20 protein-coding genes are annotated in these 23,079 nt (G+C 32.0%); 2 read left to right on the top strand and 18 right to left on the bottom strand.

Going from position 1 to position 23,079, the window contains the following annotated elements; genetic code table 11:
- Nucleotides 1–2 precede the first annotated feature (2 nt).
- The 14 genes from prs to ABNT22_RS15445 all read right to left on the bottom strand — a co-directional run bounded on the left by prs (nucleotide 3) and on the right by ABNT22_RS15445 (nucleotide 15,370).
- Nucleotides 3–845 carry a ribose-phosphate diphosphokinase gene (prs, locus tag ABNT22_RS15510; RefSeq protein ID WP_348717764.1) on the bottom strand — a complete coding sequence of 281 codons (843 nt, stop codon included), beginning with the start codon at nucleotides 843–845 and terminating at the stop codon, nucleotides 3–5.
- 64 nt (nucleotides 846–909) lie between these two features.
- Entirely contained in the window at nucleotides 910–1,599 is a 690-nt protein-coding gene (locus ABNT22_RS15505) for an NUDIX domain-containing protein (RefSeq protein WP_348717765.1), read from the bottom strand.
- Between the two features lie 50 nt (nucleotides 1,600–1,649).
- Entirely contained in the window at nucleotides 1,650–2,270 is a 621-nt protein-coding gene (locus tag ABNT22_RS15500) for a hypothetical protein (protein WP_348717766.1), read from the bottom strand.
- 5 nt (nucleotides 2,271–2,275) lie between these two features.
- Entirely contained in the window at nucleotides 2,276–2,542 is a 267-nt protein-coding gene (locus ABNT22_RS15495) for a DUF2188 domain-containing protein (RefSeq protein WP_348717767.1), read from the bottom strand.
- Nucleotides 2,543–2,592: 50 nt separating this feature from the next.
- On the bottom strand, nucleotides 2,593–3,045 hold the full coding sequence (locus ABNT22_RS15490) for an SLATT domain-containing protein (RefSeq protein ID WP_348717768.1): 453 nt from the start codon (nucleotides 3,043–3,045) through the stop codon (nucleotides 2,593–2,595).
- Between the two features lie 39 nt (nucleotides 3,046–3,084).
- Nucleotides 3,085–3,624, bottom strand: coding sequence for a sigma-70 family RNA polymerase sigma factor (locus ABNT22_RS15485; RefSeq protein ID WP_348717769.1), 540 nt, complete (start codon nucleotides 3,622–3,624; stop codon nucleotides 3,085–3,087).
- A 288-nt stretch (nucleotides 3,625–3,912) separates the two neighbouring features.
- Nucleotides 3,913–4,254, bottom strand: coding sequence for a DUF3703 domain-containing protein (locus tag ABNT22_RS15480; protein ID WP_348717770.1), 342 nt, complete (start codon nucleotides 4,252–4,254; stop codon nucleotides 3,913–3,915).
- A 45-nt stretch (nucleotides 4,255–4,299) separates the two neighbouring features.
- On the bottom strand, nucleotides 4,300–5,913 hold the full coding sequence (locus tag ABNT22_RS15475) for an amidohydrolase (RefSeq protein WP_348717771.1): 1,614 nt from the start codon (nucleotides 5,911–5,913) through the stop codon (nucleotides 4,300–4,302).
- A 54-nt stretch (nucleotides 5,914–5,967) separates the two neighbouring features.
- Nucleotides 5,968–6,195, bottom strand: a complete 228-nt coding sequence (locus ABNT22_RS15470) for a hypothetical protein (RefSeq protein ID WP_348717772.1) — start codon at nucleotides 6,193–6,195, stop codon at nucleotides 5,968–5,970.
- Nucleotides 6,196–6,202: 7 nt separating this feature from the next.
- The gene (locus ABNT22_RS15465; RefSeq protein ID WP_348717773.1) at nucleotides 6,203–7,636 is read right to left on the bottom strand and encodes a M20/M25/M40 family metallo-hydrolase; all 1,434 of its coding nucleotides are present in this window, start codon (nucleotides 7,634–7,636) and stop codon (nucleotides 6,203–6,205) included.
- Between the two features lie 38 nt (nucleotides 7,637–7,674).
- The gene (locus ABNT22_RS15460) at nucleotides 7,675–9,228 is read right to left on the bottom strand and encodes an alanine/glycine:cation symporter family protein (protein ID WP_348717774.1); all 1,554 of its coding nucleotides are present in this window, start codon (nucleotides 9,226–9,228) and stop codon (nucleotides 7,675–7,677) included.
- Between the two features lie 117 nt (nucleotides 9,229–9,345).
- Entirely contained in the window at nucleotides 9,346–10,488 is a 1,143-nt protein-coding gene (locus tag ABNT22_RS15455; RefSeq protein ID WP_348717775.1) for a hypothetical protein, read from the bottom strand.
- A gap of 29 nt (nucleotides 10,489–10,517) precedes the next feature.
- Nucleotides 10,518–12,326 (bottom strand): hypothetical protein, encoded by a 1,809-nt coding sequence (locus tag ABNT22_RS15450; RefSeq protein WP_348717776.1) that lies wholly within the window; start codon nucleotides 12,324–12,326, stop codon nucleotides 10,518–10,520.
- A gap of 23 nt (nucleotides 12,327–12,349) precedes the next feature.
- The gene (locus ABNT22_RS15445) at nucleotides 12,350–15,370 is read right to left on the bottom strand and encodes a tetratricopeptide repeat protein (RefSeq protein WP_348717777.1); all 3,021 of its coding nucleotides are present in this window, start codon (nucleotides 15,368–15,370) and stop codon (nucleotides 12,350–12,352) included.
- 125 nt (nucleotides 15,371–15,495) lie between these two features.
- Here ABNT22_RS15445 and ABNT22_RS15440 point away from each other — a divergent pair, with 125 nt between their 5' ends.
- Nucleotides 15,496–16,182 carry a cell division ATP-binding protein FtsE gene (locus ABNT22_RS15440; RefSeq protein WP_348717778.1) on the top strand — a complete coding sequence of 229 codons (687 nt, stop codon included), beginning with the start codon at nucleotides 15,496–15,498 and terminating at the stop codon, nucleotides 16,180–16,182.
- A gap of 193 nt (nucleotides 16,183–16,375) precedes the next feature.
- Here the strand turns inward: ABNT22_RS15440 and mdh are convergent, their stop codons facing one another.
- The 3 genes from mdh to gyrB form a co-directional block, all read right to left on the bottom strand.
- On the bottom strand, nucleotides 16,376–17,302 hold the full coding sequence (gene mdh / locus ABNT22_RS15435; RefSeq protein WP_348717779.1) for a malate dehydrogenase: 927 nt from the start codon (nucleotides 17,300–17,302) through the stop codon (nucleotides 16,376–16,378).
- Between the two features lie 266 nt (nucleotides 17,303–17,568).
- A complete protein-coding gene (locus ABNT22_RS15430) occupies nucleotides 17,569–18,597 on the bottom strand; it encodes a DUF6588 family protein (protein ID WP_348717780.1) in 1,029 nt (342 codons plus the stop codon).
- A 106-nt stretch (nucleotides 18,598–18,703) separates the two neighbouring features.
- The gene (gyrB, locus tag ABNT22_RS15425) at nucleotides 18,704–20,641 is read right to left on the bottom strand and encodes a DNA topoisomerase (ATP-hydrolyzing) subunit B (protein ID WP_348717781.1); all 1,938 of its coding nucleotides are present in this window, start codon (nucleotides 20,639–20,641) and stop codon (nucleotides 18,704–18,706) included.
- A gap of 457 nt (nucleotides 20,642–21,098) precedes the next feature.
- Between gyrB and ABNT22_RS15420 the strand changes: the two genes are divergently transcribed.
- Nucleotides 21,099–22,271 (top strand): DUF3103 family protein, encoded by a 1,173-nt coding sequence (locus ABNT22_RS15420; RefSeq protein WP_348721674.1) that lies wholly within the window; start codon nucleotides 21,099–21,101, stop codon nucleotides 22,269–22,271.
- 19 nt (nucleotides 22,272–22,290) lie between these two features.
- Here the strand turns inward: ABNT22_RS15420 and ABNT22_RS15415 are convergent, their stop codons facing one another.
- A complete protein-coding gene (locus ABNT22_RS15415; protein WP_348717782.1) occupies nucleotides 22,291–23,079 on the bottom strand; it encodes a type II CAAX endopeptidase family protein in 789 nt (262 codons plus the stop codon).

The following is a 23,079-nucleotide window of genomic DNA, read 5'->3' as shown; positions in this document are numbered from 1 at the left end:
AGTCATTCTTTTAATATTTCTTTCAATTTTATTTGTACGCAACTTTTATGTTCAATAGTTTTAAAACTATCTGTTGTAAATATTTTTGTAAATACTTTTTCCAGCTCTTCAAATCCTCGACTAAATATACCATGGCTTACGGCTAAATATAAATTGCCGGCATTTTTTACTTTTAACTCTTTTGCTAGTCCTAAAAAAGTACCCCCTCCATCGCATATATCATCTACAATTAAGCAGTCTTTGCCTTGCAAATCATCCGTGTATACTTTAAATCCTGTAAGTGCACCCGTTTTTACATCTCTGCTTTTTGAGCCTTCTACGACTTGATATTCTTGCAAATAAGCAGCTGCTTTATATATTTTCTTTAATGCACCTCCGTCAGGAGAGATTAATATAAGATCTTTAGAAAGCTGTTGGGTTATACTTTCAATGAACTTGTAATTATCAATTACTTTACAATTATTCAATAATGCAGGAGTAACTTCAGAGTGCGGATCAAAAATGCTAACCGAGTCATAATTTTGACTGTTAATAACGTTAGCATATACTTTTACCGATAAAGGTTCACCAGTAACCATTAATCTATCTTGGCGAGCTGCTGGAAAATAGGGAAGTACTAAATGTAATTTTCGAACTCCCATATTTCTTAAAGCATCGGTTGCTAACAATAGCATTCCTATATCATTAAATGACTGAATGCGATGAGTAATGATTACTTCTTCAACATTTTCTAATACAGATATGATTTTAATATGCGGTTCTCCTCCCGAAAAAGTAAAAGCTTTATAGGTTATTGTATTCTCTGTTCCGTATGGAGTAAACTCTGTGTCTAAATTTAAAATCATATTGCGTAATTTTAACGCAAAAATAAAAAAGTTTTATAGATAGCAAAAGAGTTTTGTGTTTTTTTTACGCAAACTTTATTTCGAAGTGAAATCCTTCTTTTTCAAGCTCTTTGTATTTCTTAGCGTTGAACTTAAAAAGTTTTGCAGGTCTTCCGCTAGAAGGTTGGTGAATCTTATCTGTTTCTGTAAGTATTCCAAAACTTAGAATTTTTTTTCTAAAGTTTCTTCGGTCTATTTTTCTATTAAGAATCGTTTGGTATAAGTTTTCTAAATCTGAAAAAGGAAATTCTTTTTTTAGTAGTTCAAAACCGATAGGTTGGTAGTTGATTTTACTTTTAAGTCTTTCTAAGGCAGTATTTAAAATTAGATCATGATCAAAAGCTAACTCAGGAAGTTGGTCAATAGAAAACCATTGTACATCATCTGCGTCGGTATCTGCACTAATTTTAAAATGATTCGGACTTACCAAGCCAAAATAAGTAACTGAGACAACGCGATTTCTAGGATCTCTCCCAGGAGTTCCAAAAGTGTATAGCTGCTCTAGATAATCTATCGTAACTCCTGTTTCTTCCTGTAATTCTCTTTGTACCGCATCTTCTAGTGATTCATTTTCTAAAACTAATCCACCAGGCAATGCCCAAGTACCTTTATAGGGTTCAACCCCTCTTTTAATTAATAATACAGAGAGCTCTTTTTGTTCATAACCAAAAACAACAGCATCTACAGCAACTTTTATATTTTGTGGTATCTTCATTTAGTGTTGAGTTTACACAAAAATACTAAAGTTTACTTTTTTCGAATAAATTAATTAAGGTTTCTTCGACCAATGATCCATTGGTTAATATAGTAGCAGTATTCATCCCATGGCATCTCCTCAATATCTTCTTTGTTAAGTTCATTTTCATGAGCAATTTGATAGAAGTCACCATTGAATTCGTTGTACAGACGCCAAATTTTATTCGCACTATCTATTTGTTCGTTTTTAATTTTACGAAGCCAATTTCTAAGTTTTCGAATAGCAGCTTCCGGTGAGTTTCTATGAATTTCAATATCATTCCCCGATAAATCTGAGATGGCTCGTTGGTAGCGATAACGTTCTTTATCTAAAATCAATAAGAACTTATTACGCATTTTTTCTTCTCCAAAAACCTTACAGCCTATATCCATTCCTAATTCAAAAGGCATATTAAATCGCGCTAATTGATTTTTTTGAGTAGATTCCATTCGAGACAAATCGTGAATGCTATATTGTGCTTGTAGAATCAAGTTTTGAATTCCAGATACCCTAGATTCTGCAGAGTTTATAGTTTCAGATAACAAAGGGTTTAGCCCTAAATATACTGCACTAAATACTACAGCTTTGAGTATTGGTTTGTATTCGTTATCGAAAGGACAATTAATGAAGAGGTTGTTTTCGAAAGCCATAAATATTATCCAGCAAATTGAACCTTATCTACAGACCCGTCAATTTTGTGTATTACTAATGCTTCTGCATGTTGTAATTGAATAATTTTCTTTCCTTTTAATATGGCACTTCTTCTTGTAGAGTGTTGCGAAATAACTTTTTCGGTTCTTTCCTTAAAAACTACCCACTGTCCTCTACGAGGCATTACATGTAGTTTTTCTCCAGTGGAACCAGCTTCCCTGAATTTAGTACTTAAATCTTCTTTTCTGTTATTTGCTTTTTCAGTAACCATAATATCAAAGATACAAAATCAACGAGTTAACTGCAATTGTTATTCCAAATTTAATTTCCATTATCGTCTAAACGAAGTTCTTTCCATTTGTATTTGCCTTTGTTAACAATCGATTGAAATTCTGTATGAATTTTAGAAATATATTCAGAATCGTTTTTTTCTTCTTTGGTAGCAAGTTTTGTTTTTAATTCTAGTTCTTTTAACCGGTCTCGTGTATCTCCATAAATAACCCATAATTCTTTATAACTATAAAACCCGTCCCATGCGGCAAAGATGGTACTTAAAGCACTAAAAAAAAGTGTTAGAATTTTTATAGTGGTTTTAAAATTAGGGAAATCATCTCCTACAGCTACCAAAAAAGTGATTAACGCCGATGAGATGGCAATACTAATGTAAATTCGGAATGATTTCTTTTTGTTGTTCTTAGTTCGATAAGAAGTAAGTTCAATCATTTTTGAAATTTCAGCTTGTAAAATATCAAAACGAGTGGGGGTGTTTTCCATAGTTAGTTAATTCTTTTTCAAACATACTTGAAAAAAGAATTAATTACAAACTTTGCAATCGTCTTTATCCTGAATTTCTCCTACCAGTTTTCCTTCTTCGTTTAATACAAATCCACAACAGTCCATAAAGCCTTTGGCAATTAATTTACGAGCACGTTGTATTTGCGATTTTGTAGTGGATAAACTTTGGTTGAGTTGTTGGGCTACTTCTTGTTGTTTTAAACCTTTAATATCTGAGAGAAATAGAGGGTCTCTATATTTTTTAGGAAGACTTTCTAAAATACCTCGTAAACAATCTTGTTCGGTGTGCTTATGTGCTTCTATTTTTGTCTCCGTTTCGAAATTGGCCAATTCAAAAGTTTGATTAGTACTTTTAAAATAATCTATGACAGAATTTCGAGCAATGGTGAAAATCCATGGTTTTAGTTTGGTAATATCCTTAAGAGTATGAAGCTTAGTGTGTACTTTTATAAAAGTATCCTGTAACACATCTTCGGTAAGATCTTTATCCTTCACTTTACTTAATATAAAGTATCTGATATCATCTGCATATTTTGTCCAAACCTGTTGTGTAGTCATATTATAAATTTACAAAAAATGTTTTATTGAGTGGTTTTAAAAATGTATCGAAGCATAGGTACCTCGATACATTTTCTGTTATTCAATTCTAATTTGAATTGAACGAGTAGTTAACAAATGAATTCATTAACAATTGCAATTGTTGCATGTACAGTTTTCACAAGTACAACTGTTGCAGTTTCCATTTTTACATCCTTCACAGTTACAAGTACATTGATTTTTATATATCATGATATTATTGTTTAAAAGTTTCATATAGTAGACTTAGTTCTTTGTAAAAAGATGCATTTAACTTGAAAAATATTTTTGAAGTTCTTTTCGAATGGGAATTGGTTTGATAGGAGAAATGTTAGCACCGCCAGTATTTCCTTTTGGTACCCAGATGTTAGTGAAGATTAAGGAAGCTAAAATTCTAGTAATTTGCCCTAGAATCTCTTTGAAGTTTTTTGATCGAATTCCGTGTAGTAGCATCCAGTAATGAGAAACTGTATGTCGGTACCAATGTTTTTGCCCAAGAATATGAGCGTTTTCAAAATGATAAAATGACACTTTAAAACGTTTGTTTTTAAGTGCCATTTTACCTAAATCTAGTTGTTCTTTAAATGCTTGTTTTCGTAATTGTTGTGTCATGATTTTTATAATCAGACATCAAAAAAGCAAAAAAGATGCATGTAGTTAGTTAACTTTTTCTCCATTAACATAGGTTTCTAAAACCTTTGTATGTGGAATCTTTTTTTCATCAACAGTCATAATATCATTTTCTAAAATGATAAAATCAGCTACTTTTCCAATTTCAATACTTCCTTTTTCAGTTTCTTCAAAATTGGCATAAGCATTCCAGATAGTCATTCCCTTTAAGGTATTCTCTCTAGACAAGGCGTTGTTCATTTGGTATCCATTTTCTGGATATCCTTTTAAATCTTTACGGATACTTGCTGCGTAAAAAGTATATAAAGGACTTACGTGTTCAATAGGGAAATCTGTTCCTAAAGCAACTTTTCCGTATTGCTTAAGTAAGTCGTTATAAGCATAAGCTCCTTTGATTCTTTCAGCTCCAACGCGTTCTTCTGCCCAATACATATCTGAAGTGGCATGTGTTGGTTGTATAGATGGTAATACATTTTTAAAGAAATGAAAGTCTTTTAAATCTACTACTTGTGCATGTTCTATTCTCCAACGACGGTCTTGTTTGTTTTTTAAGACCTCGTCATATGTTTTTAGCATTACATAATTTGCTGAATCACCTATGGCATGTGTATTCATTTGATATTCTGAATTTGCAATTCGTTGTGCTAAGTTTTGTAGATCATTATAAGAATTTACCAATGCACCAAAGTGTCCCTTTTTATCTGAATATTCATCTTTTAAAGTAGCACCACGTGAGCCTAAAGCTCCATCTGAATATACTTTTACAGAGCGTACATGCAAACGATCGGTTTTTATAACTCCTTTGTTTAAGTAGTAATCAAGGTTTTCTTTATTGTTGGAAATCATGGCGTAGATACGCATTTTTAAATCTCCTGTTTGTTGAAGGCTATCTACTAACTCAATAACTTGTTTGTCTAAACCAGCATCATCAACCGTAGTTAATCCTAAATCGAAACATATTTTCTGAGCATCTTTTAATGCCTGAATTTGTTCTCTTTTAGATGGTTTAGGTACTTTGATGAAGTTCATTGCATTGTCAATTAAAACTCCTGTTAGTTTACCATCTTTTTGAATAAATTCTCCACCATCAATTTTTGATTCCGTAGAAATTCCTGCTAAGTCAATTGCTTTTTGATTTACAAGCATGGCGTGTCCATCGATTCTACGAATAGCTACAGGGGTATTAGGGAAGACACTGTCTAATTTTTCTTTGGTAGGAAATTCTTTTACCTCCCAATCATTTTGATCCCATCCACGTCCTGTAATAAAAGTGGTGTTTTTTTCTTTTTGAAAAGTTACCAAACGCTGTAACACGTCATCATAGCTTTTGGTACCTACTAAGTTTACTTTTTGTTGTTGTAAGCCCAATCCGTAAAAATGACAATGACCATCAATAAATCCTGGATATACAGCATTATTTTGGGCATCTACCGTTTTTAAAGTAGCGTATTTATTTTGAATTTCTTCATTCGTACCAACTGCTATAAATTTACCATCTTTAACAGCAAAACTTTCTGCTTTGTCAAAGTTGTTGTTTACGGTGTATGCATTGGCATTAATAACAATAAGATCTGCTTTTTCTTGTTGTTTACATGAGAATAAAAGACCTATTGAAACTAAGGAGATGAATATTTTTTTCATTTGGTTAGATGATGTTTCTGGAATAATATTTAGAGCAATGAATGAATTAATTAATTATAGTCTATCATTGCTATACACAATGTAAGAACTATGAGCATCATTCTTTTTGTTTTGTTCAATTCTTTTTGCAAAATAATTGAATAAAAGATTAGAGAGGTAAATCAAAACAATTACAATAATTGAATTAATAAGAGTTTTTTTAAAAGTTAAGGGTCTCTTTTTATACCCAACTTTATGTTTAGCTCTTGTCTTGAAATACTCTTCATTGAGTCTTTTATTCATTGTCTTTTTAAGGCTTTAAAGTTTCGTTATTGTATAGGTATTTATCCATTAAATACACGATACTAGCCATTGAAGCACTTCCTAATTCTAACTCTCTTTTGTTTACTTTGTCAAAAGTATCAGTTGCGGCATGATGGTAATCAAAATAGCGTTGAGAGTCTGGTCGGTATCCTACTAAAGTAACATGATCATCTTTTAATGGACCTATGTCTGCACCACTACCTCCAGCTGTAATATCATGTAAACCATACGGTGCTAACAATTTTCTCCAACTTTGTAAAAGAGTTCTGTTTTTTTCATTTGCATCAATAGAAAATCCTCTAGGTGTATGTCCTCCAGCATCAGATTCAAGTGCACCAATGTGTAACTCGCCATTTTCCTTTGCCAATCGAGCATATTCCGTTGCTCCTCTTAATCCGTTTTCTTCATTCATAAAAAATACAATACGAATAGTATTTTTAGGTTGAATGTTATTTTTCTTTAATAAATAGGCTACTTCTAATGATTGTACAATTCCAGTACCATCGTCATGCGCTCCATCACCTAGATCCCAAGAATCTAAATGACCACCAATCACCATAATTTTATCTGGATTGATACTTCCTTTAATTTCTCCTACGACATTATGAGAAGGAGCATCTGGTAAGGTTTCACAACTTTGTTTAAAATAGAATTTTAATGTTGGGTTTTCCTTTAAGTGCTTGCTTAAGTTTTCTGCAGCTCTTGAGCTAATTGCTGCTGCAGGAATGTATTCTGATTTTGGAATTTCTCCATATCCCATAGAACCTGTATGCGGATAATCATCAAGACCATTGGTCATAGAACGAACAATGACACCTTTTGCTCCAAACTTACCAACCGTTGCAGCTCCTGCAAAACGTTGTCCAACACAACCGCCATAAGCTCTAAAGGTGTTGATTAATGTATTGTCAAAAGCACCGTTAAAGAATACGATTTTACCTTTTGCTTTTTCTCCTAGACTTTTAGCTTCATCCAAACTTTTTACTTCAATAATTTCAGCAGTAATACCATTAGAAGGAGTTGCTATAGAACCTCCTAAAGCACAAATAGGAACATTGATTTTTTCTCCATTAAATTCGTAATTAGCAACTTCCTTTTCTCCACGTACCCAATGCGGAACCATTACAGGTTGTAACCAAACAGAATCTAGTCCCACATCTTTCATTAATTGTTCTCCCCAAATAACTGATTTAGCAGCACCTTCAGAACCAGATAATCGACTACCAATGTTTTGTGTTAAGTCTCTTAACCATTCATAGGATTTTCCTTGGGTTAAAGCGGTATTGAAAATTTCCTTTATTTGTACTGAGTCTTGTTGGTATTCAGTATTAGAAATAGGAGTTTTTGAAGTTCCCTTTTGTTCTGTTTTACAAGAAAACATAAGAAAACTAAGACATATAAATGCAAGTGTTTTTTTCATTACAGAAATTTATTTGGATATAAAACTACAAAATAGAATTAAGAATTTTTATGAATGGCAGTTTTATATCTTTTTAATTCTTGAATTACTTTAGGTGCTAATAGAATTAATCCTATCATATTTGGGACCATCATTGAAAATACCATAGCATCTGAAAAGTCGATTACTGCATTTAATGTGGCAGCAGCTCCAATAACGGTAAATACGCAAAAGATGATTTTATAAATATTTCCAGTTCTTTTTTCTCTTCCAAAAAGGTATGACCATGCCTGATAACCATAATAGGACCATGATATCATTGATGAAAAAGCAAATAAAATAACGGCAATTGTAAGTACGTAAGGAAACCAAGAAATACCACTTTCTAAGGCTTTTGAGGTTAAAATGGCTCCTTGTTCAAAAGAGACTTCATTACCAGCAGTTATTTGTCCTGTAATAATTAAAGCTAATGCAGTCATGGTACAAACAACTACAGTATCGATAAAAGGTTCAAGTAATGCCACTAATCCTTCACTTGCGGCATAATTTGTTTTTACAGCAGCATGGGCAATTGATGAAGAACCGATACCAGCTTCATTAGAAAATGCTCCTCTTCGAAATCCTTGAATCATTACACCAATAATTCCTCCTGCAATTCCCGTAGGGTTAAATGCACCTTGTATAATTTCGTTGATTGCATTGGGTATTTGGGTATAATTCATTACAAGAATGGTAACAACAGCAAGTATGTAAACGACTACCATTATAGGAACTACTTTATCAGTTACTTTGGCTATTTTTTTAATTCCTCCAATAATTACAATACCAGCAAAAATTGCCATGATAAGTCCAAATAACCATCCCTTTCCATAAATAAAACTTTGTTCACCACCTGTTACATATTCAAATAGTTTAAAGGCTTGGTTTACTTGAAACATATTACCTCCTCCAAATGATCCTCCAACACACATGATGGCAAATAGTATAGAAAGTCCTTTTCCAATCTTACTGAATCCAATTTCTTTTAATCCATTTTTTAAATAGTACATAGGTCCGCCAAAAACGGTTCCGTCTGCTTCAATTTCTCGGTATTTAACTCCTAAAGTACATTCAACAAATTTTGAGGCCATACCTAAAAGTCCTACAACAATCATCCAAAAGGTAGCACCAGCACCGCCAATAGACAATGCAATAGCAACACCAGCAATGTTTCCTAATCCAACAGTAGCGGAAAGGGCAGCGGTTAATGCTTGGAAGTGCGAAACTTCTCCTTCTCCTTCAATTTTAATAGTTTCAGGAATATCACTTTTGTTTTCAGGTTTGTCTATAGCATCGTATTTACCTCGTACTACATTAATGGCTGTTGTAAATCCACTGAAATTGATTCCTTTAAAATAGATAGAGAAATAGGTTGCGCCACCTACAAGAATAATAAGTACCCAAGGAATTGAAATGTTATCGGTAATTGGAATTTGATATAAGATGGTATCGGTAAACCAACTAGTAGCATTGTGAAAGGATTGATTGATTTTTTGATCTACTGTTTGTTGATTTTCTTGTGCATTAATTGAAAATGACAAGAAAACGATAAAGAATGAGATGAACCGTTTCATTATTTAATTTTTAAAATTGATGGATGCTAAATTGCTTACAATCAATTGTAAATGAAAGGTTACGTAGTGATGATTTTTTTTAATTTTTGTAATTAAGTATATGGTTAAGTATATCGTTTAATCACATTGAATGGTAGCAAATTTTAGTAAGTCGTTGTTGATGGCATAGGTGATTAATTGTTTCTTACCACCAGAACCAGAAATGTTTAATACTTTTTTAATTTGATAAATGTGTGCCTGAAATCCGTCTACACTAATATTCATTGCTTCGGCAATTTCAGTGTAGGATTTTTTAGCGCCACAAATACCAAGGTTTGCCAGAACTTCTTTTTGACGATCTGATAATTCAACTTTTGAAGATTTTTTAAGTTTTTTATATTTCTTTTTCTGTTGTTGAATTTCTGATTTTAAATGTTTAATCGTATCTAAGTGACTTTCGTTGGCTATTAACAAAGTTTCTTTGTCTTTTTCTAGCTTATCTTTTCGCTCTTTTATTTTGATGAATTCAGATTGTTGTTCTTCTTTTTCTGCTAACAATTTCCAGCTGTATAACAAAATTGTAAATAACAGAATAAAAAGAAATTTAAATGAAAGTGCTGTCACTATTCCAAGTATATCCCATGTATTTAGGTTGATCCAATTAGGTAAATTTTCTGTAGGAATAATTCGATGTGTAACTGCTATTACTATTAAAACAAATAGGGCAAAGGTAGGGAGGTACATAAACTGCATGCCTCTATTTTTAAAAGCTTTGTTTAGCTCTTGTAATAAAGCAAAAGCTACTACAAGAGAAAAAGGAATGTCTATTAACCAAATAACATTGTTACTTGAGTTCTCTTGATATCCACTGTAAAATGAAATTAAAAAAACTGAAGCAATCATGAAGAGAATTCCTCCAAAAATTACAAATACTTCTTTGTTAGAAAATCGCTCAATAATTCTAATAACCAAGTTTCTTTTTTCATAATGTTTTATAGAAGGAATGGACATTAAAATAAAGACAGAATTGAGTAATGAAAACAGCACTCCTAAGCTAACAATGATTTTGTGTTGGCTTTGAATACCAATAACAGATATTAGAAGAATATTTATAAAAGCACCCAATCCCCAAGAAAAAATAGCTAAAGAAAACCACTGAATTCCTTCGACCGATTTAGTATCGGTACTTCTATTTTTTTCTTTCACATATATTCGTTGAATTACAAAAGCTGTAACCAAACAAACAATTGCTGTAATATAATTAGATACTAATACAAACATTCTTCGAATGTAAGATTTTTCTACTAACTTTAGAAAAGTGTATCAAACTTCCATGTTAAACCAGCCATTGCCTGAAATCCTTGTACGTTGTAATTGGTATAACGTTGATAGCTATTGTTTAACACATTTTTTAAGTTTAAGAATACCGAAAAAGAATCGCTGAAATGGTACCCTCCATTTAGGTTAACGTCTATATAACTTTTTAAATTGACTACAGAAGATGTAGAGGCAGGTAACACATCGTATTGAATACCTTTTCTAGCACCTACAAAAAAGATATTGCTTCCTGCATACCATTTGTCGGTTTTATAAGTTCCAAAAAACTCTGCTCTAATTTTTGGAGTATTCCAAGCATGAGCAATATTGTCTAGTTTAAAGTTGTTGAATTCTAAATTACCACCTAAACTTAATTTTTTATCTACCTCAAAAGCCGCCTCTGCAAAAACAGTTGTTCTTTTTATGTTGTCATATACCACATTGAAAGAATTTCCGTATTCATAGCCAAAAAAGGTAAATCCATTACCACCAGCACTATTGTTACCACTCGATTTTGATGGGTTTAATAAGAAAAACGGATTGTTTTCAATATCTGCATAGCTGGCTCTTACTTTATAACTAAATTGAGAATTAAATCTTCCTCTAACTCCTGCAAAAGCATTGTATTTTTCATTGGTAGGAGCAATGGTTAATGTAGGAGATACAAATTGATTTTCTTTTGAGAACTTTTTATAGGTATTGTTTTCTAATCCACCAGTGGCACCAATAAAAACATTGGCAAATTCTTTTACAACAGGATAAGAAACTTCTACATCAGGATAAATCAGAAAGTTACTGGTGCTATTTTGTGTGTCTAAAGAGAAATATCCTTTAGCACCAATTTGAATAAGAAAATCATGCATTAAAAACTTGTAGTTAGGAAGTAATCCGGCAGTTAAAAAACCATGTTTTAAACTTGTAATATTACTTAAAGGATCATTGATGTAAGTGCTGGCAAATTCACCTCCAAAATAATTTAAATGAACTCCTAACTTTAAATCGTTTAGTTGCCTATGAATTCCATCTAAAGGAAACTCTAAATTAGCTTTTGCATCAAATTCAAATTCACTACTGCTCAAACCATCTGACATAAAGTTTACATTTCCATTAATGTTTTTAATAAACGATTCGTCAAAATCAATTTTTCCAAAGGCTTGATAGTAATTATAAATTTGTTCTTCCTCAATATTGTCAATTGTAGCAGGAGTAAAGGTAATGTTACTCGGTAGCCCATACCAGTTATACTTACTTCTTTCTGCATCTAAACCAGCTTTCCATGTATAATAGCGTTCTTTTTGTTCGTAAAAAAGATGTACATTAATGTTGTAAAATGTACTGCTTAACTGTGTATTTTCAACGGGGTCTGAGTTAAGTAAAAATCTTATATTACCACCAAGTTCGCTATTGTAATACTCACTTTGTCTTACATATACTTCTGCAAATGGAGCTATTTTATTACCTAGTCCTACAGAAACATAATTAGGATACAAACGTTCTCTTTTTCCAAGGTCTATTTTTTTCATAGTTCCTCTTTGCGGAATAAAGGTAGAAGCAACTGGAACTGAAAAGATCTTATAATCTAGCGCTTTTCTTTCTGTTTCCTTTGTATGCTGTATAGTAGGCTTTTGTTTTATTTTAAAGGCATCGCTAATTTTTGGAACATAAGAAGTAACAACATTTACAACTTCTGTTTTTATAATAGTATCCTTTGCTTTTTCTGTATTTGTTTTTTCCTGCGCATTTACCATGACACTCACAGCAAATAATAAAAGTAACCCTAAATGCTTTTTCATTAGTTTCATCTTACGTTTGTTAATCACAAATTTTAGTTTTGGGTAGTTACAGATTCGTTTGTTTTCGCTTCCTTATTTTTTATGGTGCTTAGCTCATTTTTAGCTTCCTCTACCAAGTCTTTATATTGCGTAAAGTTTTTGATAATGTTTTCTAAAATATAAGTAGCCTGATATGCATCTTTTAAGGCATAATAGTTTTTAGCCATGATAATGTAACTTTTTACTCCCCAATATTTATAAGAAGAATAATTTGCAATTAAATCTTGTATGGCTTTATTGGATAGTTCATACTCTTTTTCATCATTTAAAAAGAAAGCATTGTAGTATAAAGTTTCGGCTTTTAAAGCTCCAGTGGCTTTTTTATTTACTTCATGGAAAAAATCTCTTGCTGTTTCATAGTCATTTGTTTCAAAGGCAGCACGAGCAATAATGATTTTAGCATCCTCTATTATTTTTATGTCAATTTTCCCATTACTTAACACTTTTTCTGCATAAGCAATAGCGTTGTCATAATCCTTCTTGTTGTAGTGACCCTTCATAAGGTTACTCTGTGCAAAAATGATGTTTTGCGGGTAGTTTGCTTCACTTTCTAACTTAGAAAGTACTTTCATACCATTATCCCAATCTTCTTTTTTAAGATAAATATTGGCAAGTTTTGTTAAAGACTCTTCAGTAAACTCACTTTTTTCTTGATTCATTACATAGGTGTAATGAGGAATTGCATTTTCAGATTGATTGGTGTTACTATACGCTTGTGCTAAGTAGAAATTAGCTTTCAAAGCATGAATACCATTAGGAAAACTTTGTAGGTATTTATTAAATCCTTCGATAGCCCTAGTGTTATTATTTTCTAAGAATTTGTTTTCAGCAGATTGATAACTTGCATTGTCTAATTCAGCATCTGATACATTGATGAATTTTACGTTTTTAACCCAATCAGCATATTCATCTACCTTACCTATATCAATGTATACATTTTTAACATTGGTAACAGCTTGTCTTGCTTCATTTGAGTTAGGGTGTTTTGCAACAATTTCTTTGAACTTAGAAAGTGCTTTGCTATTACTATTGTTGTTGTAGTATAATAACCCTTGACGCAATAGAACAGAAGGAACATAGTTACTTCGTGGATGTTTGGCTAGTAATTTTTCATATGTGTTTTGTGCTTTTAATTGATCATTACTGCTGGTGTATGTTGCAGCAAGTTGAAACAAAGCATCGTCTTGTAATTGAGATTCTGTATAATCGTTAATTAACGTATTTAAATTTTTAACTTTTAAATCGCTATCTCCCATAAAACCATTACTCATAGCAATTTGATATTGTGCATAATCAGAGCCCACTCCTCCTTGTTGAATAATGTTGTCATAAGAGGTAATTGCTTTTGAATAATTTTTGGTCGCATAAAAAGAATCTCCAAGTCTATTACCCGCATCATCATTTAAATCGTTGTTTTCAATTTTTGCATCTAAGAATTGTTGAAAATGTTTCGCTGCTTCTTCATATTTCTTTAATTTAAAATAGGTGTAAGCAATATTATAGTCTAACATTTTTCTCTCTTCAATTTCGTTATTTGTAAACAATAAATACTCTTGTAAAGCTTCTTCGTAATCTCCCTGTAAGTAGTTCGTTTCAGCTAACCAATATCTTGCTTTATTGTTTACAATACTTGATGCAGATTTAGTAGCAGTTTCAAAGTACGGTTTAGCTTCTTTTAATTTTTGATTATTGAAGAGTTGAATACCTCGATACAAAGAAACTTCACTTATCAATTCATCATTTTCTGGTGATTTGTTTTCATTTAAATATGATAAAGCACCTGTATAATCTTGCTGATGTAAATATGAGGTAATAAGTAATTCTCTTATTTCTTTTGTATTTACTGATGTAGGATATTTTGCTAAATAATTTTTTAAAACATCTGGCACACTTTCATAAGGATTTCCTTGCTCGTAACTTAATTTAGCATAATTTAAAAAAGCACTTTCATTAATTTGAGGATCAAAATCCATCTCACTTGCGTTCTTAAATGCATTCAAAGCCTCTACTTTTTTATCAAGTTCCATGTAGCATTCTCCTAAATGGTAATATGCATTTTGAGCCACTTTATTAGTTCCTCCAATAATTTTATTAAAGGTGCTAATGGCTGTTTCGAAGTCTTTTTGCTTGTAATAAGCGTATCCTAAATAATAATAATCAGTATTGGTCCATTTCCCTCTTTTTCCTTTATAAGCTTTTAAATAAGGAATAGCTTTTTCGTATTGTTTTAAGTTAAAATAACTCTCTCCAATAATTTTTGAAATTTGAGAAATCTGTTTTTTGTCTTTAGTCGTTTCTAATAGTTTTTCACCAATTTGAACAGATTTGTCAAATCTACCTGCTTTAAAACTAATGTCTAGAATATAGTAGTTGGCTTTTGCTTTATAAGTGGCATCATCTGCAAGTTGACTTAAATTGTCTTCTGCTTCTCCAAAATTTTCTTGTTTGTAAGCAACATATCCATAATAATAACGAGCATCATTTCCATAAATAGGATTTCCAAGTAAGGTTTTAAATTTAGCTTTGGCATCTTTTAAGTAGTTAGAAACCAGCAAAGCATATCCCATTTTATAATTTAACTCGTCCTTTTCTTCTTGTGTAAGTAATTTTTCATTTACTTTTTGATACCACTTCAAAGCGTAGGATGCTTTTCTATTAGCAAAGTAATGGTTTCCAACGTTTAAGTATGCTTTTTCCTTCTTATTATGATATGGGTAATTTTCTACAAAATCTATTACTTTATCATCAGCGTAATCCTGATTCAATTTTATAGCACTCATGGCGTCATAATAATCGGCATCAGCTTTTAAATTCTTAATTTCTTTTGACTCGGCAGATATTTTTTGAAATAATTGCTGAGCGGCAGCATAAGATTTGTTATTATACAATTCTATAGCTTTATGAAAATCAGAAGACTCCGATACATGTAAAGCAGTTTTTTGTGCAAAAAAAGATGTTGTAAACCCTAAAAAAAGTAAAGACAGATAGCCTTTTTTGAAATAAATGATTCTCATATTTTTTAGTTATCTAGAAACTATAACGTATGTTTTTTAATTTTGTTGGAGGGATTTTATCAAAAGTAATAAATGTTATAGAATTACGTAATAAAATTTTAGATTTGTAAAAACAATATTTTCATATGGAGCAACCTGTTTTACATTTAGACAACGCCGATATTTATCAGTTGGATAATCTTGTATTATCAAAAGTGAACTTTACTTTGAATAAAGGTGATTTTTATTATTTAATTGGAAAAACAGGAAGTGGAAAAAGTAGTTTACTTAAAACACTTTATGGAGATTTGCGTTTAAAACGTGGATTGGGAAGTATTGTAGGTTTTGATTTAAAAAAAATGAAAGAAAAAGATATTCCTTTTTTGAGAAGAAAATTAGGGATTGTCTTTCAGGATTTTAAATTATTAAATGACAGGAATGTCTACGAGAATCTTGAGTTTGTTTTAAAAGCGACAGGTTGGAAGGATAAAACTGAAATGAAAGATAAAATTTATGAGGTTTTAGATAAGGTAGGAATGAAAGAAAAGTATTACAAAAAAACTTTTGAGCTTTCTGGTGGAGAACAACAAAGAGTGGCAATAGCAAGAGCTTTGTTAAATGACCCCGAGTTAATTTTAGCCGATGAGCCTACTGGAAATTTAGATCCGAAAACTTCATTAGAGGTGATGGAGTTGCTTAATGAAATTCATAAAAGTGGAAAAACCATCTTAATGGCTACACATGATTATCAATTGATCGTAAAGTTTAAGCAAAAAACGGTAAAATGTGAAGGAGGAGAGTTGTTTGAAGTAGTACAACAAGCTACCGCATAAAAATAAACCCACTTCAAAAAATGAAGTGGGAAAATTGCTATGAAAAACTATGAAAAGAAACTCTACTATTGTTTCTTCCAATTAATAGACGATTAATTTTCAAAAGTCTTACATCTACTAGGTTGATTTAACATTTTTTTATAAAAAAAACCTGAGTAAAACCCAGGTTTCTTAAGTATTGTTAAAGTTTAACTTAGAAAGTTAAAGCCTCATTGTTTTTCTTAACTGCTTCAGCAGAAGAAGATAGTTGAGTTTTTTCCTCTTCGCTTAAGTTGATTTCAACGATTTTTTCAATACCGTTTCTTCCTAATACTACAGGAACACCAATACATAAATCAGATAATCCATATTCACCTTCTAATAAAGCAGAACAAGGGTAGATTTTCTTTTGGTCACATGCAATTGCTTGAACTAATCCTGAAACTGCTGCACCTGGAGCATACCAAGCAGAAGTTCCTAATAAACCAGTTAAAGTTGCTCCACCAACTTTAGTGTCTTGTTTAACTTGCTCTAATCTCTCTTCTGATAAAAATTCAGATACTGGAACTGAGTTACGAGTAGCTAAACGAGTTAATGGAACCATACCTTTATCAGAGTGTCCTCCAATTACCATTCCATCAACATCAGAAATAGGAGCCTCTAAAGCTTCTGCTAATCTGTATTTGAAACGAGCAGAATCTAAAGCACCACCCATACCAATAATTCTGTGTTTAGGTAAGTTTGTAGCTTTGTGTACTAAATAAGTCATTGTATCCATTGGATTAGAAACCACAATGATGATAGTGTTAGGAGAATGTTCAATTAAACTAGCCGATACAGATTTAACGATACCTGCATTGATTCCCATTAATTCATCACGAGACATACCAGGTTTACGTGCAATACCAGAAGTAATTACACAAATATCAGAACCAGCAGTTTTAGAATAGTCACCAGTAGTACCTACTATTTTAGTGTCAAATCCATTTAAAGAAGCTGTTTGCATTAAATCCATAGCTTTACCTTCAGCAAAACCTTCTTTAATGTCAACTAATACAACTTCAGAGGCGAAATCTTTAATAGCAATGTATTCAGCACAACTAGCACCTACTGCACCTGCTCCTACAACTGTTACTTTCATTTTATATATTTTTTATTGAAAATTATTATTAAGATGCACAAAAATAGCGATTTGACTATGGATAAAAAAAGAATCTCCACTGAATTTACAACGGAGATTCTTTTTTTTTCTAAAATGTAAAAGATTGGATTTTATACGGTAAAATTAAATGTTTTTTTCATTAATTAAAACACCATTATCAACTTGATTTATGATATCGTTTTATCTAATATATCAATTTACATTTAAACTTTTCCAGACTTTTATTAAGTTTTTTTACAAAAAAATTATCTAAAGCTAAATGCAATCCCTGCATTTAAAGTGTTTTGTTCCTGTAGTGTATAACTTCCAAAAATTTTGAAGAAACCTAAGCTTAAACGAGTACCAATGGTAGCATTAAAACCTCCTGTAGTATTACTTAAAGCTAAGGGGTTTGAAACATTTTCTTGAACTGCTACTGATGGGGTTGTATTAGTTTGGTACGTTAATGTATAGTCTCCTAACATGTTTAATTTTGTAGTTCCACCGTTATAACCTACACCACCATAAAAGTTAATTACGGGTAAGTTTAATGAGGCAATTGCTTGCACAGTATAAGAGTTAAGTTTGAACTCTGTTAAACCATTAGTTGTAGCAACTTGACCCGATACATTTCCAATTTCGTAATCAACTGTCATGTTAGTGTATGCAGCTAATAAAGAAATGTGTAATGGAGTTTTATCCATTGGTCCAAACCAATCTGTAATTTCTTTTTTAAGACCAATACCAAATAATCCTGCTTTGACGTCATCTGAACCAACTTTTGGTACAAAACGTACCATTGCTTCTAACTTAAAAGGGAGTCCTATTCCAACTTGAACCATTGGAGCAGGTGTTATATCAATTGATTCTCCTCCTGGCATTGTGAAATCTGCCGAAACATTTTGTGGTCCAGCAGGAGTGTCTATAGAGGTGTTAAATGTAACGGTTGTTCCATTGACATTTTCCTCTGCAGCAATTGTTGGAGAAGTATTATTGGTAAATGTGGTATTACTTGATAAACCTAGTTTGGTTAAATCAAAAATGTCATCTTTAGATGGAGCAAAAGAACCACTCGCCCCGATGGTAATATCGAATCCGAATTTTTTGTGCACTTTGGCAGTGTGATACCAACCGCTATTTGAGCTATAGATTAAACCTTTCATTGTAGGGTTAATGTAAGCTTCTGTTAATTTAGCGGCGTCATCTTTAGCTAAAAGAATTGTTTCTAATTCTTGTGCTTGTGAGTTAAATGCTAAAGTGAAAATGGTTAAAAGGGAAAAAGTAAGTTTTTTCATTTTAGGGATTGTTTTGTTTACTTGGACAAATGTAGTAAAATATAAATGTAAAAAAAGCTCAACCTGTTAAAGTTGAGCTTTTGTTTTTTTTTTGTTTTATAGTGAGTTATGCATCGATATTTGCATATTTTGCATTTTTCTCAATAAATTCTCTACGAGGTGGTACGTCATCTCCCATTAACATAGAGAATACTCTGTCGGCTTCTGCTAAGTTATCAATAGTAACTTGACGAAGAGTTCTGAACTCAGGGTTCATAGTAGTGTCCCATAATTGTTCAGCATTCATCTCTCCAAGACCCTTGTAACGTTGAATGTTGACACTTCCGCCCATTTTTTGAGCAATTAAATCACGTTGATTATCATCCCAAGCATATTCACGTTTTTGACCCTTTTTAACTAAATATAATGGAGGAGTAGCAATGTATACATATCCTTGCTCTACCATTTCTCTCATGTAACGGAAGAAGAAGGTTAAGATTAAGGTTGCAATATGAGAACCATCTACATCGGCATCACACATGATTACTACTTTATGATAACGTAATTTAGAAAGGTTTAAAGCTCTAGGATCCTCTTCTGTACCAATAGTAACACCTAATGCGGTAAACATGTTTTTGATTTCTTCATTTTCAAAAACTTTGTGTTGCATTGCTTTTTCAACATTTAAGATTTTACCTCTTAAAGGAAGAATTGCTTGGAAATTACGATCACGACCTTGTTTAGCGGTTCCACCTGCCGAGTCTCCCTCAACTAAGAATATTTCACAAGCAGCTGGGTCTGTTTCAGAACAATCAGATAATTTACCAGGTAAACCACCAATACTCATAACAGTTTTACGTTGCACCATTTCACGTGCTTTACGTGCTGCATGTCTTGCTTGTGCAGCTAAAATTACTTTTTGAACAATGGTCTTCGCATCATTAGGATTTTCTTCTAAGTAATCAGTAAGCATTTCAGCAACTGCTTGTGATACTGCAGAAGTTACTTCACGGTTACCTAATTTTGTTTTTGTTTGTCCCTCGAATTGAGGTTCAGCTACTTTTACCGAAACGATGGCAGTTAAACCTTCACGGAAGTCATCTCCAGAAATGTCAAACTTTACATTTTTCAGTAAACCAGACTCGTCAGCATATTTCTTTAAAGTGTGTGTTAATCCTCTACGGAAACCAGATAAGTGTGTACCTCCTTCATGCGTATTAATATTGTTTACATAAGAATGTAAATTTTCTGCATAAGAAGTATTGTATACCATTGCAACTTCTACTGGAATTCCATTTTTTTCTCCTTCCATAGAAATTACACCTGCTGTTAACTGCTCTCTAGTACTATCTAAATACTTTACGAATTCAGATAATCCTTCTGTACTATGGAAAGTTTCAGAAATAAAATTTCCTTCATCATCTGTATTACGCTTATCTGTTAGAGTTACTGTGATTCCTTTGTTTAAGTATGCAAGTTCTCGCATACGAGTAGCTAAGGTATCATAGTTGTACTCTGTTGTTTGTTGAAAGATAGAGGTATCTGGTAAAAAAGTAACTTCTGTTCCAGTAATGTCTGTTTCTCCAACTGTTTTTACTGGGTACATCGTTTTTCCACGTTCGTACTCTTGTTGCCAAATTTTACCGTCTCTATGAACAGTTGCTTTCAAATGATCTGAAAGTGCATTTACACAACTTACACCAACTCCGTGTAAACCTCCAGATACTTTATATGAATCTTTGTCAAACTTACCCCCAGCACCAATTTTAGTCATTACTACTTCAAGAGCAGAAACACCTTCTTTCTTGTGAAGTCCAACAGGAATACCACGTCCGTTATCTCTAACTGTTATGGAATTATCTTCATTAATATCTACCGAAATAGTATCACAATGACCAGCTAAAGCTTCATCAATAGAGTTATCTACAACTTCATAAACTAAATGATGTAACCCACGAACACCAACATCACCAATATACATGGATGGACGCATACGTACGTGCTCCATTCCTTCTAATGCCTGAATACTATCGGCGGAATAATTATGCTTTTTTTCTTCGCTCATAAAAAGTGAATTAAATTAAAATCATTTCATAAAAAAATCGCTCGAAAGCGACTTGTAATCTCAACAAATTTACAATTTTTAAAACTAAAAATAAAAGTTTTTAAGGTGCTTGGTTGTAATTTTATTAACAAATATAGTTTTTGCTAAAAGTGCCTTAAAACGCTTAAAAATCATGTTTAAATAAAAAACAGGGTTATCTATATTTTTAAGCAAAGAGAAGAATGTTAAAAATGCTTTAGAAGCTTTTATAGGGAGACTAATAATGAATCGAAAATTACATAAAATAAATTTTAGATAAAAAAATAACATATGTTAATACAGTGTTAAAAAAATGTTTTTTATTCATTAAAATTAAGATTATGTTTTTTAATTCATAAAAAATTAACATTTATGTTGTTTTTTATTTTGAAATTTCAGATGTTTGTTGACAGATATTAACCAAATAAATTTTTAAAAAATGAGAATCCCCCGTATTCTATTAGGCATGGCTATTGCCTCAATTTTACTTGTTAGTTGTAATAACTCTGAAGAATTAACAAAGAACCCCACAAATGAGTTAGCTGATGTAAACTTGGTAAACAAAAAAGAGGTCACCTTAGATTTTATTGATTTAATGAACAATGAAAATTTTAAGAAGGTAACTCTTGAAATGTTAAGTAAACAACAGCCTAGTGTTGAATTATCTAAGATATTAGACAAAACATCAAATTTTGTTTCTGAAGAACAGTCGTTTAAAAATTTAGAAAAGAAAACCGATGAGTTAGAACGCAATGCGAGTGCCGAATTTGCTCCTGAGAAAATTGAAATTTTAGAGGTTTGGATGCATAATCCAAAAGCAGTGACAACGTCATCTGAATTGTTGTTTTCTTTTGCTCCTAAAGGAGAAGAAAAAGATTGGAAACAAATAGTGGCATATACACTAGATAAAAAAGTGGTGTATTTAGACGCAAATAAAGCACCTGAGCAACCTGTAATTGTTATTGAAACAGACGGTTTTGAAACTTTGAAGAAAGAAGTAGCTTACATGAATAAGATGTTAAGAGAAGAAGGTGTTCAGAACAATAGATTTGAAGGAAAAAAGGTGGGAGATGTTTTAAACGCGGCAAAAACATCTGGATTAGAAACGACGAAACTAAATAAGATCCGTTTAAATGATGATGAAGAGCCTTGGATTAGTGGAGCTGCAGAGGTTTATGCAATTACTTCTGGAATTAAAGATGATAGTAACTCTCCAGAAATCAAGGTAATTCCAATGTATTATTTAGATCATGATGGTAGGGATTATTATCCTAATCAAGTAATGTTATTTTGGGATGATTACAAATACCAAGCAGCAAATATTCAGCTTTTTGAAAAAGATGATAATGTAAATTACAAAGATTTAGTATCTACCATTGTTAATGGAGTATTTCAAATTATTGGAGCTGTGTCTACACAACCATGGGTAAACGTACTTGGTCAAGTAGCAGGAGCAATTATTCAAGCAATGCCAAATAGTTGGTATACGAATAATGATGACTATGTTGATTCATTTTATACAATTGAGAAGAATAAAAGTTATAATAATTATTATGGAGCTAGAGGAAATGCGAAAGTAAATTTAGCGCCTTATTTTATTGCTTCTAATTAATTTGAGTTTAGAATCCCGCTTAAGCGGGATTCTTTTTTATTAGCTTTTCTGTTAATAGTATTCCTACAATTAATACGACTATTTGCATCAGTATTCCTATAAATTCGGTTTTATCTTTTAAATGTTCTGCTAAGTTACTGTCGTAATAAAGATTCCAAATAGCATATCGATCTTCTTTCATTCCGAAAACCCCCTGAGTAATATTGAGTCCGGCATGAAGCCCTACTGGAAATGCTATTCCCTTAAATTTAATAGCTGACCATCCGTAAATTACGGCCCAAACTCCAGGTCCAAGAAGCTGAGCGCCAAAGGTGCTTCCCGCAGGATCATGATAATATGCAAATAATAGCGCAAATATGATTTGAGCACTGCGCATACCTAAAGTGCTTTTTAAGTTAATAAAAGCATTTCCTCGAAATATGATTTCTTCAAAATATGCCAATGGGAAAAATAGTAAACTACTAAAGAAAATACTTAAGTAGTTTATATTGGAGCTGTGTTCAATTTTCAGGTTACTAAAGGTTAACAGTGTTAAAATCATTAATGACGCTGCAATAAGTCCTGTAAATAAACCTAAAAGAGTTTTACCTATGGTTGCTGTATTGGGGGTTAAGGTGTTCTTCGTGTTTTTATCATAGAAATAGGAAATGGTAATTGCTATGGTTATGGCCGTTATACCCAATAATACTTGGTTATATTTTGAGTTTGTTTTAATAAAGCTCGCTAATGGATTTAGCAACTGTAGTATAAAAATGAATACTAAAGGTAGGGCAATAGCTTTTATTGCCGTGATGAATTTTCTTTTCAT

The organism is Tenacibaculum sp. 190130A14a, assembly GCF_964048965.1.
GTDB classification, from domain to species: domain Bacteria; phylum Bacteroidota; class Bacteroidia; order Flavobacteriales; family Flavobacteriaceae; genus Polaribacter; species Polaribacter polynesiense.
Note: the sequence above shows the minus strand (reverse complement) of the source record. Positions and strands in the feature narration are given on the sequence as shown.

What these genes read in the sequence shown, in the direction of transcription:
- prs (WP_348717764.1), bottom strand. Translation starts at nt 845, where the DNA reads ATGATTTTAAATTTAGACACAGAGTTTACTCCATACGGAACAGAGAAT.
- ABNT22_RS15505 (WP_348717765.1), bottom strand. Translation starts at nt 1,599, where the DNA reads ATGAAGATACCACAAAATATAAAAGTTGCTGTAGATGCTGTTGTTTTT.
- ABNT22_RS15500 (WP_348717766.1), bottom strand. Translation starts at nt 2,270, where the DNA reads ATGGCTTTCGAAAACAACCTCTTCATTAATTGTCCTTTCGATAACGAA.
- ABNT22_RS15495 (WP_348717767.1), bottom strand. Translation starts at nt 2,542, where the DNA reads ATGGTTACTGAAAAAGCAAATAACAGAAAAGAAGATTTAAGTACTAAA.
- ABNT22_RS15490 (WP_348717768.1), bottom strand. Translation starts at nt 3,045, where the DNA reads ATGGAAAACACCCCCACTCGTTTTGATATTTTACAAGCTGAAATTTCA.
- ABNT22_RS15485 (WP_348717769.1), bottom strand. Translation starts at nt 3,624, where the DNA reads ATGACTACACAACAGGTTTGGACAAAATATGCAGATGATATCAGATAC.
- ABNT22_RS15480 (WP_348717770.1), bottom strand. Translation starts at nt 4,254, where the DNA reads ATGACACAACAATTACGAAAACAAGCATTTAAAGAACAACTAGATTTA.
- ABNT22_RS15475 (WP_348717771.1), bottom strand. Translation starts at nt 5,913, where the DNA reads ATGAAAAAAATATTCATCTCCTTAGTTTCAATAGGTCTTTTATTCTCA.
- ABNT22_RS15470 (WP_348717772.1), bottom strand. Translation starts at nt 6,195, where the DNA reads ATGAATAAAAGACTCAATGAAGAGTATTTCAAGACAAGAGCTAAACAT.
- ABNT22_RS15465 (WP_348717773.1), bottom strand. Translation starts at nt 7,636, where the DNA reads ATGAAAAAAACACTTGCATTTATATGTCTTAGTTTTCTTATGTTTTCT.
- ABNT22_RS15460 (WP_348717774.1), bottom strand. Translation starts at nt 9,228, where the DNA reads ATGAAACGGTTCATCTCATTCTTTATCGTTTTCTTGTCATTTTCAATT.
- ABNT22_RS15455 (WP_348717775.1), bottom strand. Translation starts at nt 10,488, where the DNA reads ATGTTTGTATTAGTATCTAATTATATTACAGCAATTGTTTGTTTGGTT.
- ABNT22_RS15450 (WP_348717776.1), bottom strand. Translation starts at nt 12,326, where the DNA reads ATGAAACTAATGAAAAAGCATTTAGGGTTACTTTTATTATTTGCTGTG.
- ABNT22_RS15445 (WP_348717777.1), bottom strand. Translation starts at nt 15,370, where the DNA reads ATGAGAATCATTTATTTCAAAAAAGGCTATCTGTCTTTACTTTTTTTA.
- ABNT22_RS15440 (WP_348717778.1), top strand. Translation starts at nt 15,496, where the DNA reads ATGGAGCAACCTGTTTTACATTTAGACAACGCCGATATTTATCAGTTG.
- mdh (WP_348717779.1), bottom strand. Translation starts at nt 17,302, where the DNA reads ATGAAAGTAACAGTTGTAGGAGCAGGTGCAGTAGGTGCTAGTTGTGCT.
- ABNT22_RS15430 (WP_348717780.1), bottom strand. Translation starts at nt 18,597, where the DNA reads ATGAAAAAACTTACTTTTTCCCTTTTAACCATTTTCACTTTAGCATTT.
- gyrB (WP_348717781.1), bottom strand. Translation starts at nt 20,641, where the DNA reads ATGAGCGAAGAAAAAAAGCATAATTATTCCGCCGATAGTATTCAGGCA.
- ABNT22_RS15420 (WP_348721674.1), top strand. Translation starts at nt 21,099, where the DNA reads ATGAGAATCCCCCGTATTCTATTAGGCATGGCTATTGCCTCAATTTTA.
- ABNT22_RS15415 (WP_348717782.1), bottom strand. Translation starts at nt 23,079, where the DNA reads ATGAAAAGAAAATTCATCACGGCAATAAAAGCTATTGCCCTACCTTTA.